The sequence below is a fragment of the Streptomyces sp. NH27 genome (assembly GCF_056859195.1).
Genome location: NZ_JACEGK010000160.1, coordinates 1 through 14,329, shown reverse-complemented (window position 1 = coordinate 14,329; position 14,329 = coordinate 1). Strand labels below are relative to the sequence as shown.

Below are 14,329 nucleotides of genomic sequence, written 5' to 3'. Positions count from 1 at the left end.
GTGTCGAGGGTGGCCCGCCGCGGGATGGCGGCGAACCCACCGGAGCGGACCACCTCGATACGCACGGGAGTTACGCCTCCTGGGTCTGCTCGCCGGGCTGCTGGCGCGGCAGTTCGGCGGTGCCGGGCGAAGCGGGGGAGCCGGTCGAACCGGAGGAGCCGGTGACGCCCACCGTGGCCCACGCGGACCGCACCGCCTGGTACTGCGTCCCCTCACCGTAACGCGCCTTCGCCGCCGCGGCCGTGGCCTCGGCGAACGTGGCGAAGTCCGCGTCGGAGGCGAGCGAGCCGCCGGTGAGGGTGTCGTACCAGATCTGCCCGGCCACCTCCCAGGCGTGCCCGCCGAGCGCGGTCGCGGCGAGGTAGAACGCGTGGTTGGGGATGCCGGAGTTGATGTGCACGCCGCCGTTGTCGTCCGAGCCGGAGACGTAGCCGGCCATGGTGCCCGGCTGCGGGTCCTTGCCGAGGTGCGGGTCGTCGTAGGCCGTGCCGGGGTCCTTCATGGAGCGCAGGGCGACGCCGTGCACGCCCGGGGCGAGCAGTCCGGCGCCGATCAGCCAGTCGGCCTGGTCGGCGGTCTGGCCGAGCGAGAACTGCTTGATCAGGCTGCCGAAGACGTCGGAGACCGACTCGTTGAGTGCGCCGGACTGGTCCTGGTAGTCGAGGTTCGCGGTGAACTGGGTGACGCCGTGGGTCAGTTCGTGGCCGATGACGTCGACGGGGATGGTGAAGTCGAGGAAGATCTTGCCGTCGCCGTCGCCGAAGACCATCTGCTCGCCGTTCCAGAAGGCGTTGTTGTAGCCCTCCAGGTAGTGCACGCTGGCGGTCAGCGGCAGCCCGCGGCCGTCGATGGAGTGTCGGGCGTACGCCTTGAGGTAGGTCTCGAAGGTGGCGCCGAGCCCGTCGTACGCGCGGTTCACGCTGGCGTCCTTGGACGGCTTCGCGCCCTCGGCGCGGACCTTGCGGCCGGGCAGGTCGTCCTTGTGCTTGGCGTCGTAGATCGTGCGCTGCGGTTGGTCGGAGGGCTCGGCCGGGGCTGCGGCGGAGCGGTCGGCGCCGACCGGTCCGATCGCCGCGTGGAGCTGCCGCCGGGTCCGCTGCCGGGCGTCGTGTTCCAGGGTGTGGCGCGCGGGGGCGGACAGCTCGGGGTCGTCGGACCGGGCGAGGCGGTCCAGGATGTGCGGCGGCACGATCGTGCAGAAAACTCCCATAAGCGAAATGTGGCAGATCGGGCACTCTCTGTCACCGTTTTCCGGCGTACACCACGGGAACGAGGGAATCGCCGGGACCGGGGTGGACACCCCGGTCGTCTTGCATGCTGAGAGGAAGTACGCACCGGCTGCGTCTTCCGTCCGTGATTCGGCTAGGGTCGGTCTCATGCGTTTCGGGCTGCTTCTCCTTAGCTGCCGCGGCGAGGGCCTGTAGTCGTAGGCCGACCCCCTCCCCGCGGAGTTTGGGCGTTCCCAAGCCGTCGGCCGCCCCGCGCGGACCCCCGAGGAGAGCCACCCCGATGAACACGCAGCCCAGCAACGACCGTATCGGCCGTGCCACGCCGATCACCGCCGCGACCGTCACCCAGCGCGCGACCTCGATGCCGATCCACAAGTACGGCCGGTACGAGCAGGTCGACATCCCGGACCGCACCTGGCCGGCCGCCCGCGTCACCAAGGCCCCGCGGTGGCTGTCCACCGACCTGCGCGACGGCAACCAGGCACTGATCGACCCGATGTCGCCGGCCCGCAAGCGGGAGATGTTCGACCTGCTGGTGCGGATGGGCTACAAGGAGATCGAGGTCGGCTTCCCCGCTTCCGGCCAGACCGACTTCGACTTCGTGCGCTCCATCATCGAGCAGGACGCGATCCCGGACGACGTGACGATCTCCGTCCTGACCCAGTCGCGCGAGGAACTGATCGAGCGGACCGTCCAGTCGCTGGTCGGCGCCCGCAAGGCGACCGTCCACCTGTACAACGCGACCGCGCCGGTCTTCCGCCGGGTGGTCTTCCGCGGCAGCCGCGACCAGGTGCGGCAGATCGCGGTGGACGGCACCCGGCTGGTGGTGGAGTACGCCGACAAGATCCTCGGCCAGGACACCGTCTTCGGCTACCAGTACAGCCCGGAGATCTTCACCGACACCGAGCTGGACTTCGCGCTGGAGGTCTGCGAGGGCGTGATGGACGTCTGGCAGCCCGAGGACGGCCGCGAGATCATCCTCAACCTGCCGGCCACGGTGGAGCGCTCCACCCCCTCCACGCACGCCGACCGGTTCGAGTGGATGTCGCGGAACCTGTCCCGGCGCGACTACGTCTGCCTGTCGGTCCACCCGCACAACGACCGGGGCACCGCGGTGGCCGCCGCCGAACTGGCGCTGATGGCCGGCGCGGACCGGATCGAGGGCTGCCTGTTCGGGCAGGGCGAGCGGACCGGCAACGTGGACCTGGTCACGCTGGGGATGAACCTGTTCAGCCAGGGCGTCGACCCGCAGATCGACTTCTCGCAGATCGACGAGATCCGCCGCACCGCCGAGTACTGCAACCAGATGGAGATCCACCCGCGCCACCCCTACGCGGGCGACCTGGTCTACACGTCCTTCTCCGGCTCCCACCAGGACGCCATCAAGAAGGGCTTCGAGGCGATGGAGGCCGACGCGGCCGCCCAGGGCAGGACGGTCGACGAGATCGAGTGGGCGGTGCCCTACCTGCCGATCGACCCCAAGGACGTCGGCCGCTCCTACGAGGCCGTGATCCGGGTCAACTCGCAGTCCGGCAAGGGCGGCATCGCCTACGTGCTGAAGAACGACCACAAGCTGGACCTGCCGCGCCGGATGCAGATCGAGTTCTCGCGGATCATCCAGAACAAGACCGACACCGACGGCGGCGAGGTCACCCCGGCGCAGATCTGGGCGATCTTCCAGGACGAGTACCTGCCCACCCCGGACCGCGCCTGGGGCCGGATCGCGCTGCGCTCCGCCCAGACCTCCACCTCCAGCGACGGCACCGACGCGCTGACCGTCGGCGCCGAGGTGGACGGCGTGCCCACCACCCTGACCGGCACCGGCAACGGCCCGATCTCGGCGTTCTTCGACGCGCTGGGCGCCGTCGGGGTGGACGCCCGGCTGCTGGACTACTCCGAGCACACCCTCAGCGAGGGCGCGTCCGCGCAGGCCGCCTCGTACATCGAGTGCGCCATCGACGGCCGCGTGATGTGGGGCATCGGCGTCGACGCCAACACCACCCGCGCCTCGCTCAAGGCCGTCGTCTCCGCCGTCAACCGCGCGGCCCGCTGATCACCCGTCAATCCCGCGTGACCGCCGGCCGCGATGCCGGGCTGTCCCGGTCCCGTTGACGGGGCCCGCTCCCGCCCCCGTCAACGGGCGGCCGGCGCTCACGCACCCGGGTGATTTCCGGCGGCCGGCCGATGTCCGCGCCGGGCTCCCGGCCGCCGCGTTCCTACGGTGGCGGACATGTCCCTCAAACCCATGTCCGCCAAGCGCCTCGCGTTCCCGAGGCACGGACGACCCGCACCCGCGATCCTCACGGCCGCGGCCGTGGCCGCCGCCCTGCTGGGCGCCGCCACGGCCGGGCCCGCCGCCGCCCGCGCCGTGGACCCGGCGCTGCCGCCGCCCGTGCCCGCCCACGAGCAGACCGCCCACGAGCAGGTCGCCGAGGTGCTGCCGCACACCCACTGCGTGCTCACCCTGCACCGCGCGGACGCCCCCACCGCCCGCTGCGGCGCCGCCGCCGACACCCGCGAGGCCCGCACCGGCACCCTGCTGATGACCTGGTACACCGGCGCCGCGTACACCGGCGGTGCCACCGACATCCGCGGCGACGCCGGGAGTTGCGACGCCGGCGGGGTGGGCGTCTTCGACATCTCCGGCAGCCTCGGCCGCAGTTGGGACCACGCGATCTCGTCCTTCCGCGACTACGGCGGCTGCGCGGTCGTCGAGGGCTGGGACGGCGCCGGATACGCGGGCGAGACCCGCACCTGGGTCGGCGATCAGCTTTACCTGGGCGCCGATTGGGACCACCGGATCTCCTCGCTCGTGGTGCACGGCTGACGGGCGGAACCGCCGGAACCGGCGCCGCGGCACCCGCCGGAACACCGCCGGAACACCCGCCCAGGTGAATTGCCCTCGTACGCGGTACTGACTGGACCTGTCCACTGTGGCTAACATCACGCTGTACGGCACCGTGGCCGCTGCGCACGATCGGGCCGTTGCGGATGTGTACCGGGACGAGGACGGCCGGAGGGTGCGATGAGACTGGGGCCTATCTGGGGTGTGCGCACGGCCTGGCACACCGAGGACGACGGCGAGTTCTACTGCCCCGAGTGCGGCGGCGACCGCGCGTACCACCGCAGAACCGGCACCCGCAGGCTCACGGTGCTCAACGTGCCGCTGCTCGCCCGGGGTCCGGCCGGCACCGTCATCGAGTGCACCGCCTGCCACCAGCAGTACGGCTCCGAGGTGTTGCTCTGCCCGACCACCACCCGCTTCGCCGCGATGCTGCGGGACGCGGTGCACACCATCGCGCTCGCGGTGCTCACCGCGGGCGGCGGCACCGCCAAGCCCACCCGGGAGGCCGCGGTCGGCGCGGTGCGCGCCGCGGGCTTCACCGACTGCACCGAGGACCAACTGCTCGGCCTGCTCGCCGCGATCGTCGCCGACGAGGGCCGGTTCCGCCACTCCGACGAACTCGGCCCCGACTCCTTCGCCGAGGCCGTCGACGGCTGCGGAAGCTGGCTGTCGATCGAGCTGCACGAAGCGCTGGAGCCGCTCGCCGACCACCTCGCGCCCCAGGGCCGCGAGCGGGTGCTGCTCGAAGGCGCGCACATCGCGCTCGCCGACGGGCCCTACCTGCCCGCCGAGCGGGACGTGCTGGAGGCGATCGGCCGCTGCCTGTCGCTGCACACCGACGACATCGACCGCCTGCTCAGGGCGGCCGCCACGGCCGCGTAGGGCGTACCCGCGGCCGCCACGGCCGCGTCAGGCGTACGCACCCGCGCCCGCCCCCTACTCCCCGCGGAGCACCGGACCCCGCCGGTCGCCCCGGGGAGCAGCGCGTTCTCGGCCGCGGGCCCGACGAGGGCGGCACCGTCGCGGCGGGGGCTGGAGTGCGCCGCCCGCCGGGTCGGAGAATCGTTCCCCCAGGGCGCGTCGCGGTAGGCGAGAATGGACGGCATGAGTCTGTTCCGCGACGACGGCATCGTGCTGCGCACCCAGAAACTGGGCGAGGCGGACCGGATCATCACCCTGCTGACCCGCAGGAACGGCCGGGTGCGCGCGGTGGCCCGCGGGGTGCGGCGCACCAAGTCGAAGTTCGGCGCCCGGCTGGAGCCGTTCAGCCATGTCGACGTGCAGTTCTTCACCCGGGGCGGGGAACTCGTCGGCCGCGGGCTGCCGCTGTGCACGCAGGGCGAGACCATCGCCCCGTACGGCGGCGCCATCGTCACCGACTACGAGCGCTACACCGCGGGCACCGCGATGCTGGAGACCGCCGAGCGCTTCACCGACCATGAGGGCGAGCCCGCCGTGCAGCAGTACCTGCTGCTGGTCGGCGCGCTGCGCACCCTCGCCGCGGGCGAGCACGAGTCGCGGCTGGTGCTGGACGCCTTCCTGCTGCGCTCGCTCGCCGTCAACGGCTACGCACCGAGCTTCGACGACTGCGCCCGGTGCGGAATGGCCGGACCGAACCGGTTCTTTTCGGTCGGCGCGGGAGGAGTCGTCTGCGGCGAGTGCCGGGTGCCCGGAAGCGTCGTACCCTCACGGGAGGCACTGGAACTGCTCGGCGCGCTGCTGGGCGGCGACTGGGAGACCGCGGACGCCTGTGAGCCGCGCCACTGCCGCGAGGGCAGCGGGCTGGTGGCGGCCTACCTCCAGTGGCACCTGGAGCGCGGACTGCGGTCGCTGCGCTTCGTGGAGAAGTGAGGCACCGCACACCCGCGGTCGCGCGCCGCATGGAGCGCACCTACTGCACCGACCGAACGCACCGCACCTGCTGCACCGACCGCACCTCATGATCGACGACGACCTGCCACGACCTGTCGGGAGACGTACCACCATGGCACGACGCGGGATTCTCACCCGTCACCGGAAGACCTACCGCACGCCCGAGCCCCACCCCTCCGGCGCCCGCCCGCCGAAGATCCCGGGCGAGCTGGTCCCCAAGCACGTCGCCCTCGTGATGGACGGCAACGGCCGGTGGGCGACCGAGCGCGGGCTGCCGCGCACCGAGGGCCACAAGGTCGGCGAGGGCGTCGTGCTCGACGCGCTGAAGGGCTGCCTGGAGATCGGCGTCAAGAACCTGTCGCTGTACGCCTTCTCCACCGAGAACTGGAAGCGTTCGCCGGATGAGGTGCGCTTCCTGATGAACTTCAACCGGGACGTGATCCGCCGCCGCCGCGACGAGATGAACGAACTCGGCATCCGCATCCGCTGGGTGGGCCGGATGCCGAAGATGTGGAAGTCCGTGGTGCAGGAGCTCCAGGTCGCCCAGGAACAGACGGTCGACAACGACGCGATGACGCTCTACTTCTGCGTGAACTACGGCGGCCGCGCCGAGATCGCCGACGCCGCGCAGGCGCTGGCCCGCGACGTGGCCGCGGGCCGGCTCGACCCGTCCAAGGTCAACGAGAAGACCTTCGCGAAGTACCTCTACTACCCCGACATGCCCGACGTGGACCTCTTCCTGCGGCCCAGCGGCGAGCAGCGCACCTCCAACTACCTGCTGTGGCAGAGCAGCTACGCGGAGATGGTCTTCCAGGACGTGCTCTGGCCGGACTTCGACCGCCGCGACCTGTGGCGGGCCTGCCTCGAATACGCCCAGCGCGACCGCCGCTTCGGCAGCGCGCAGCAGTAGGGCGCCTTCCGGCGGAACGGGGCGCCCTTGTGGGAGAGGGCGCCCGATCGCGTTGCGCGGGGGGACGCCTCCCCGGCGCCTCTGTGGGGCGGCTTCTCCGCGAGGTCGATGCCGAGCCGGTCGCGGAAGCCGTGTTCGCCCGCCGGGGCGGCATGATGGAATCCACCGTGCTGGCCGGGTTCCGTCCTTGGTTTCCATGTATTGGCACGATCGCTCTTCGCCTCTGGCATTCTGATTCTGACGAACAGTCATCGATGCTCTGGGGGGGGGGCGGCATTGTCCACACCCGGTTCCTCGGGCCCGCCCACGGCGCCCTCCTCGAACCCCGGTCAGCCGTCGCCGCCACGCGGGGGCGGGCATCGCAGCGCGATGATCGCCACCCTGGTGAGCGGGGTCTGCGTGATCATCGCGGCGGTCATCACCGGCTTGATGACCGGGCCCTCGTCGCATGGCGGTTCCAGCGCGCCGGGGAGCCGGCTGGACGCCGACGCGGCTGCGCGGCCGAGTGCAGACCCGACCGGTTCGCCGCAGGCGTCGGGCACGCCGTCGCCGGTCGAGCGGTGGACGAACGCGCCGCACCAGGAGGAGATGAAGGGTGGCGGCATCGACATGGACGCCTGGCCGCAAGATCGGAGCGGCGTGGTCGATGTCGGCCCCGAAGTCGTGACGGGGAACACGTACTGGCGCGACTTCGAAGCGTTCAACGGTGCCGGCATCGTCTCGTACGGCGTCGTGCAGCCGACTCCTGCGCAGTGCCGGGACCGGCTGAGCACAGGCGGCAGCCGGACAGCCGCCCTGGACAAGACCACCTACTACTGCGTCTCGACGTCGGAGCGGGATCTGGTCATGTTCCAGGTACTGGCGATCAACACCCACTCCGTGTCGCTCAACGGTTTCGTGCTCGCCGACCACACCCCTCCTGCTGCCTGACCGCGGGACTTGGGCCCCGAAGCCCCCGAACGCGGGACTCCCCCCGGCGGCGGGTGCCGTCGGGGGGAGCCTGGGCCGTACGTGCGCGGCCGCGCGGGTGTGTGGGCTCAGCAGCCCAGCAGCCGGGAGCCGAGGTACGCCTCGACCTGGTCCAGCGAGACGCGCTCCTGCTTCATCGTGTCGCGCTCGCGCACCGTGACCGCGTTGTCGTCGAGGGTGTCGAAGTCGACGGTGACGCAGAACGGCGTGCCGATCTCGTCCTGGCGGCGGTAGCGGCGGCCGATCGCGCCCGCGTCGTCGAACTCGATGTTCCAGTTCTTGCGGAGCGCGGCGGCCAGGCCCTTCGCCTTCGGCGAGAGCTGCGGGTTGCGGGACAGCGGCAGCACCGCGACCTTGACGGGCGCCAGCCGCGGGTCGAGCCGCATGACGGTCCGCTTCTCCATGACGCCCTTGGCGTTGGGCGCCTCGTCCTCGTTGTAGGCGTCGAGCATGAACGCGAGCATGGCGCGGTTGACGCCGGCCGCCGGCTCGATCACGTACGGGAACCAGCGCTCGCCGGCCTCCTGGTCGAAGTACGACAGGTCCTGGCCGGACGCCTTCGCGTGCGAGGACAGGTCGAAGTCGGTGCGGTTCGCGACACCTTCGAGTTCGCTGAACTCCTGGCCGCCGAACTGGAAGCGGTACTCGATGTCGGCGGTGCGCTTGGAGTAGTGGGAGAGCTTCTCCTTCGGGTGGTCATACCACCGGATGTTCTCCTCGCGGATGCCGAGGCCGGTGTACCAGTTCCACCGCTCCTCCATCCAGTACTCGTGCCACTTCTCGTCCTCGCCCGGCTTGACGAAGAACTCCATCTCCATCTGCTCGAACTCGCGGGTGCGGAAGATGAAGTTGCCGGGCGTGATCTCGTTGCGGAACGACTTGCCCATCTGGGCGATGCCGAACGGCGGCTTGCGCCGGGCGGTGGTCTGCACCTGGGCGAAGTTCACGAAGATGCCCTGCGCGGTCTCGGGCCGCAGGTACGCCACCGAGCCGGCGTCCTGGGTCGGGCCGAGGTGGGTCTGGAGCATGCCGGAGAACTGCTTGGGCTCGGTGAAGGCGCCCTTGGTGCCGCAGTGCGGGCAGTTGATGTCGGCCAGGCCGTTCGCGGGCAGCTTGCCGTGCTTCGCCTCGTACGCCTCCTCCAGGTGGTCGGCGCGGTAGCGCTTGTGGCAGGAGGTGCACTCGGTGAGCGGGTCGGAGAAGGTGGCCACGTGGCCGGAGGCGACCCACACGTCGGGTGCGAGGATCACCGACGAGTCGAGTCCCACCACGTCGTCACGCGAAATCACCATGGAGCGCCACCACTGGCGCTTGATGTTCTCCTTGAGCTCGACGCCGAGCGGTCCGTAGTCCCAGGCGGCCTTGGAACCGCCGTAGATCTCACTGCTCGGGAAAACGAAGCCACGGCGCTTGCTCAGGCTGACGATGGTGTCGATCTTGTCGGCGGCCACGGTGCTCTCTTCAGTGCGACGGGGGGGTTCAGTCGTCCCAGATTACCGGCGGGTGTGGGGCCCATATCAAATCCGTTCCCGTCGGCGGCCGCCCGGCGCGGTCCGGTTCGGCGGAGAGTGAGCAATAATTGACAATGGTTTCCACTTATCCGGACCGTGGTGATCGGGCCGGGGCTGGCACAATGGGCCGCCCGGACAGGTGCGCGAGACGCACCCGGGGCGATCGAGAAGACCGGTCGGACCGGGAAGACCGAGAAGGAGGCAATCGGTGGACAGCACCAAGCAGCCGGTGCGCGGCCGCTCCACCCGCCAGCGCGCCGCGGTCGCGGCGGCCCTCGACGAGGTCGACGAGTTCCGCAGCGCCCAGGACCTGCACGATCTGCTGAAGCACCGCGGCGACTCGGTGGGCCTGACCACGGTCTACCGCACCCTCCAGTCCCTCGCCGACGCCGGCGAGGTCGACGTGCTGCGTACCGGCGACGGGGAGTCGGTCTACCGCCGCTGCTCCGGCGGCGGCCACCACCATCACCTGGTCTGCCGCGGCTGCGGCAAGGCGGTGGAGGTCGAGGGGCCGGCCGTCGAGAAGTGGGCCGAGTCGATCGCGGCCGACCACGGGTTCGTGGACGTCGCGCACACGATGGAGATCGTCGGCACCTGTGGGGAGTGTGCGGAGGGCGAGCGCCCCGGCGTATCCGGCTGACCCGCGGTCTGCGGGTTCGTCTCCGTGGGTGCGTGGGTGCGTGGGTGTGCCGGCGGGCGGATCATCGGCCGACCGGATAATCGGTTGGCCGTCCGTGGCCGCCGGGGAACACTGGTGCCGTGGCTTCCGACCCGCACCCAGACCCGTACGTAGACGCCGCCGCGCTCTACGACCTGCTCAACCCGTGGGACCCCGACGTGTACCCCGGCGACCGCTTCTACAGCGAGCTGATCGCGGCGGCGGGCTCCGTGCTGGACGTCGGCTGCGGCACGGGCGCGATGCTGCACAGGACGCGGGCCGACGGGCACCCGGGGCGGCTGGTCGGGCTGGACCCGGATCCGGTCGCGCTGGCCCGGGCCCGGCGCCGTACCGACGTCGAGTGGGCCGAGGGGACCGCGGCGGGTGCGGCCTGGGACGGGGAGTTCGACCTGGCGGTGATGACCGGGCACGCCTTCCAGTTCCTGGTGGCCGACGCGGAGATCCGCGCCTCGCTCGCGGCGGTGCGGGCCGCGCTGCGCCCCGGCGGGCGGTTCGCCTTCGAGACCCGGCATCCGCAGGCGCGGGCGTGGGAGGAGTGGAACCCCGCGAACGCCGCCGACCTCACCGGCCCGGACGGCCGGCCCTTGCGGGTTTGGCACCAGGTGGACTCCGTGGCCGGCGGCGTCGTCGCCTTCCACGGCACCACCGCCGCGCCCGACGGCACGGTGCTGCGGGTGGACCGGGCCGAGCTGCGCTTCCTCGACCTCGCCGACCTCAACTCCCGTCTGGCCGAGGCCGGTTACGAGATCGAGGCGCAGTACGGCGACTGGGCGCGCGGACCGGTAGACGCCGGCAGCCGGGAGATCGTCACGCTCGCGCGGCGCCCGGTCGGATCGGCGTAGGGTCGGTGACCATGCGCTTACTCGTACTCGGCGGCACCTCGTTCGTGGGCCGCGCCATTGTCGACGCCGCCCTGGCGACCGGGGCCGAAGTGACCTTGTTCAGCCGGGGGAAGACCGGGGCGGAGCTGTTCCCGGATGTGCCCCGGCTGGTCGGGGACCGCGACAGCGGGGACTACACGGCGCTGGGGCAAGGGAGTTGGGACGCCGTGGTCGACGTCAGCGGCTATCTGCCGCGGCACGTCGGGCAGTCGATGGACGCGCTCGGTGACCGGGTCGGACGGTATCTGTTCATGTCCAGCCACGCGGTGTACCGGCGCGACGGCATCGCGCCCGGCTCCGACGAGGACACCCCGCGCCGCCCGGCGATCCGCGACACCGAGGAGCTGAGCGAGGAGACGTACGGCCCGCTGAAGGTCGCCTGCGAGGACGACGTCACCGCGCGGTACGGCGACCGGGCCACGATCGTGCGGCCCGGGAAGGTGGCCGGGCCCTACGACTCGTCCAGCGCCTTCCCCTACTGGGTGCGGCGGGCCGCCCGCGGCGGCCGGATCGCGGTGCCGGGCGACCCGCGCCAGCCGGTGCAGCTGGTCGACTCGCGCGACCTCGCCCGGCTGGTGGTCCGGCTGCTCGCCGACGACCGCCCCGGCGCCTTCCACGCGGTCGGCCCCGCCGAGCCGACCACCCTCGGCGCCCTCATCCACACCTGCGCCCGCGTCGCCGGCACCGAGGTCGAACTCGTCCCCGTGCCGTCGTCCACCGCGCCGCTGCCCGCGATGTTCCCGCTGATCCGGCCCAACTGGCCGACCCAGCAACGCGATCCCTCCCGCGCCCGTGCCGCCGGACTGCCCGCGACCCCGCTGGCCAGCACCGCCGCGGACGTGCTCGCCTGGGACCGCGAACGCGGCGAGCCCCCGCTGAAGTACACGTTCACGCCGGAAGAGGAGCGCGCGGTCCTGGCCGCGCACGCCAAGGACTTCCAGCACCCGGGATTGCCGGGCGCGCGCACGGACGGCTGATCGGACGGATGCCCGGGGGACGGTGTGCCTGAGCACGGGGACGGCGCGCCCTTCGCGCCGATCAGCACCTTGGCCGGACTCCTCCAGCGCGGCCGGGGGTTGGGCGCGATCGAAGTCGTACGCGCGGCAACCGCACCCGAAGGCCGTTCGGAGGCGGCCGAGTTGGTGTACAGCCTGCTCCGGACCGACTGGCGATGGGACGCGGTGGATGACCGTGCTCTTTACCTCGCAAGACTGGTAAGGGAGTTGGCGCTTCCTCTCGAACCGCTGACGGAGGCGCTCGCGGCGCCGGGAGCGGATGACCCGTACGGTTGGGAGCGGGCGTCGGACGTGCTGGAGCTGTTGGCGCGGGGCGGCTCCGAGCAGGCCCGGGAGGCGCTGCGGACCTATGTTGCGCGGGGCGAGCACTGGCAGGACGTGCTGGTGTCCGTGGCGGCGAGTTGGCCGGTGGAGTGGTGGGAGGACCTCGCCGCGGTGGCGGGCAGCCGACTCGCGGGCGGAGAACCGGAGTTGTGGCGCGCGGCGCCCTGGGCGCGCTGGCGTGAGTGCGGGACTTTGACCACTGCGGGTAGCCGCCCCCGCGCGGCACGTCCCCGGGCCGACGGGTCCGGGGAGGCGTCATCGGAGCTGACCGGCGGCCAACTGCTGGCGCTGCTCGCCGATCCCGGGCAGCCGGACCGGGTGAAGTCCGGCGTCCTGCGTGCGCTTTCCAGGCGCCCACCGGAACCGGGCCTGATCCCGCTGGTTCCCTCGCTCCGCTCATCCGTCAGGGTGCCCCACGGGCCTTCCGTGGGTGAGGAGTTGCCGCTTCCGATGCTGAGCGCGGCGGTCTGCGCCCTCGGCCCGCTCGCGGTGCCCGCCGCGCGGGAGTGGGCAGCCGACCGGCGCGAGTGGCTGGCCTGGATCGGGTGCACCGTGCTGGCCGCGGACGGCGAGGAACGCGATCTGCCCTTGCTGGCGGCGGAGTTGGCGGTGTCCTGGTCGCGCCGTGAATGGTGCGGGCCGAGTCGGCTGGCGGACGGACTGGCTCGGTTCGGCCCGCTCGCCACCGATGCGTTGCCGGTGCTGCGCCGGTTCTGGCTGCACACCCCGCACAGTTACGAGCGGCCCGCCTATCTCAGCGCGGTTGCCGCGATCGATCCCTCCGGGTCCGGCCTTGACCCTGCCCACGCCGAGTCCCTGTGGGACTGCGAGTCCACCGGCCGCCTGCTCGGAGTGGCCTCCGCACCGGACTGCCCCGAGGTGCGCGCCCGGCTCGCCCGGCTGCGGGACGACCCGATGGAGGAGCCCGAGGTCCGTACCGCCGCCAGGCGGCGCTTCGTGGAGCTGACGGAACCGGGCGGCGCGGCCGGATAGCGCGCCGACCGTAATGCCGCCCGGTGAGCGCACGGGGACGCCGCGCCCGGCGGAGCCTCAGCGTTCGCTGTCCAGGTGCTTCATCTGCGCCTCGTCGTACCGCGTGCCGGAGGCCGCGCCGGCCGGGACCGCCGCCTCGATCGCGGCCAGTTCGGCGGCGTCGAAGGTGACGTCGAGGGCGCCCAGGGACTCGGTGAGGCGGTCCCGGCGGCGGGCGCCGATCAGGGGCACGATGTCGTCGCCGCGCGAGAGCACCCACGCGATGGCGGCCTGCGCGACGGTGACGCCCTTGCCGTCGGCGACCTTGCGCAGCGCCTCGACCAGGGCGAGGTTGCGGTCGAGGTGGTCGCCGGAGAAGCGCGGGTTGCTGTTGCGGAAGTCGGTCGGGTCGGTGCCGCGCTCCTTCGTCCAGTGGCCGCTGAGCAGGCCGCGGGAGAGCACCCCGTACGCCGTGACGCCGATGCCCAGTTCGCGGGCGGTGGGCAGGACGGCCTCCTCGATGCCGCGTGAGAAGAGGCTGTACTCGATCTGGAGGTCGCAGATCGGCGCGGTGGCCGCGGCCCGGCGCAGGGTGTCCGCGCCGACCTCGGACAGCCCGATGTGCCGCACCCGCCCGGCCTCGACCTCCTCGGCGATCGCGCCGACGGTCTCCTCGATCGGCACGTCGGGGTCGACCCGGGCGATCCGGTAGACGTCCACGTGGTCGGTGCCGAGCCGGTTGAGGGAGTAGGCGAGGAAGTTCTTCACCGCGGCGGGCCGGCCGTCGTATCCGCCCCAGCCGCCGCCGGCGTCCCGCAGAGCGCCGAACTTGACGCTGATCGCGGCCTGTTCGCGGCTGCCGGGGCGGGCGCGCAGGGCGTCGCGGATCAGCAGTTCGTTCAGCCCCATCGCGTAGAAGTCGCCGGTGTCGAGCAGGGAGATGCCCGCGTCGAGGGCGGCGTGGATGGTGGCGACGGACTCGGCGTCGTCGGTCGGGCCGTAGACCGCGGACATGCCCATGCAACCGAGGCCGATGGCCGAGACGGTGGGGCCGGTGGTGCCGAGAGTGCGGGTGCGCATCGAGGACTCCTCGTGGTGACGGGTGGGGTGGGGGTCATGAG

The 14,329-nt window shown here is 72.0% G+C and carries 13 protein-coding genes; 10 read left to right on the top strand and 3 right to left on the bottom strand.

The genetic code is table 11. The annotated features are described in order from the left end of the window. Nucleotides 1–70 precede the first annotated feature (70 nt). Nucleotides 71–1,210, bottom strand: a complete 1,140-nt coding sequence (locus tag AC13HU_RS15470; RefSeq protein ID WP_483042436.1) for a M4 family metallopeptidase — start codon at nt 1,208–1,210, stop codon at nt 71–73. Nucleotides 1,211–1,509: 299 nt separating this feature from the next. On the opposite strand from AC13HU_RS15470, the gene leuA reads away from it, so the two are divergent. The 6 genes from leuA (at nt 1,510) to AC13HU_RS15440 (ending at nt 7,786) form a co-directional block, all read left to right on the top strand. Continuing rightward, entirely contained in the window at nt 1,510–3,282 is a 1,773-nt protein-coding gene (gene leuA, locus AC13HU_RS15465) for a 2-isopropylmalate synthase (protein ID WP_483042435.1), read from the top strand. 177 nt (nt 3,283–3,459) lie between these two features. After that, nucleotides 3,460–4,056, top strand: coding sequence for a hypothetical protein (locus tag AC13HU_RS15460; protein ID WP_483042434.1), 597 nt, complete (start codon nt 3,460–3,462; stop codon nt 4,054–4,056). 198 nt (nt 4,057–4,254) lie between these two features. Then, nucleotides 4,255–4,956 (top strand): TerB family tellurite resistance protein, encoded by a 702-nt coding sequence (locus AC13HU_RS15455; RefSeq protein WP_483042433.1) that lies wholly within the window; start codon nt 4,255–4,257, stop codon nt 4,954–4,956. Nucleotides 4,957–5,178: 222 nt separating this feature from the next. Further along, nucleotides 5,179–5,925, top strand: a complete 747-nt coding sequence (recO, locus tag AC13HU_RS15450; protein WP_483042432.1) for a DNA repair protein RecO — start codon at nt 5,179–5,181, stop codon at nt 5,923–5,925. Nucleotides 5,926–6,058: 133 nt separating this feature from the next. Next, nucleotides 6,059–6,856 (top strand): isoprenyl transferase, encoded by a 798-nt coding sequence (locus AC13HU_RS15445; protein WP_483042431.1) that lies wholly within the window; start codon nt 6,059–6,061, stop codon nt 6,854–6,856. Between the two features lie 369 nt (nt 6,857–7,225). After that, on the top strand, nt 7,226–7,786 hold the full coding sequence (locus tag AC13HU_RS15440) for a hypothetical protein (protein WP_483042430.1): 561 nt from the start codon (nt 7,226–7,228) through the stop codon (nt 7,784–7,786). Between the two features lie 107 nt (nt 7,787–7,893). Here the strand turns inward: AC13HU_RS15440 and AC13HU_RS15435 are convergent, their stop codons facing one another. Beyond that, a complete protein-coding gene (locus AC13HU_RS15435) occupies nt 7,894–9,276 on the bottom strand; it encodes a glycine--tRNA ligase (RefSeq protein WP_483042429.1) in 1,383 nt (460 codons plus the stop codon). Nucleotides 9,277–9,544: 268 nt separating this feature from the next. Between AC13HU_RS15435 and AC13HU_RS15430 the strand changes: the two genes are divergently transcribed. The 4 genes from AC13HU_RS15430 (at nt 9,545) to AC13HU_RS15415 (ending at nt 13,229) form a co-directional block, all read left to right on the top strand. Beyond that, on the top strand, nt 9,545–9,976 hold the full coding sequence (locus AC13HU_RS15430; RefSeq protein ID WP_483042428.1) for a Fur family transcriptional regulator: 432 nt from the start codon (nt 9,545–9,547) through the stop codon (nt 9,974–9,976). A 119-nt stretch (nt 9,977–10,095) separates the two neighbouring features. Continuing rightward, nucleotides 10,096–10,857, top strand: coding sequence for a class I SAM-dependent methyltransferase (locus AC13HU_RS15425; RefSeq protein WP_483042427.1), 762 nt, complete (start codon nt 10,096–10,098; stop codon nt 10,855–10,857). Nucleotides 10,858–10,868: 11 nt separating this feature from the next. Beyond that, the gene (locus AC13HU_RS15420) at nt 10,869–11,873 is read left to right on the top strand and encodes an NAD-dependent epimerase/dehydratase family protein (RefSeq protein ID WP_483042426.1); all 1,005 of its coding nucleotides are present in this window, start codon (nt 10,869–10,871) and stop codon (nt 11,871–11,873) included. A 24-nt stretch (nt 11,874–11,897) separates the two neighbouring features. Further along, complete coding sequence (locus AC13HU_RS15415) at nt 11,898–13,229, top strand: hypothetical protein (RefSeq protein ID WP_483042425.1); 1,332 nt, start codon at nt 11,898–11,900, stop codon at nt 13,227–13,229. A gap of 57 nt (nt 13,230–13,286) precedes the next feature. Here the strand turns inward: AC13HU_RS15415 and AC13HU_RS15410 are convergent, their stop codons facing one another. Continuing rightward, on the bottom strand, nt 13,287–14,288 hold the full coding sequence (locus AC13HU_RS15410; RefSeq protein WP_483042437.1) for an aldo/keto reductase: 1,002 nt from the start codon (nt 14,286–14,288) through the stop codon (nt 13,287–13,289). Nucleotides 14,289–14,329 lie beyond the last annotated feature (41 nt).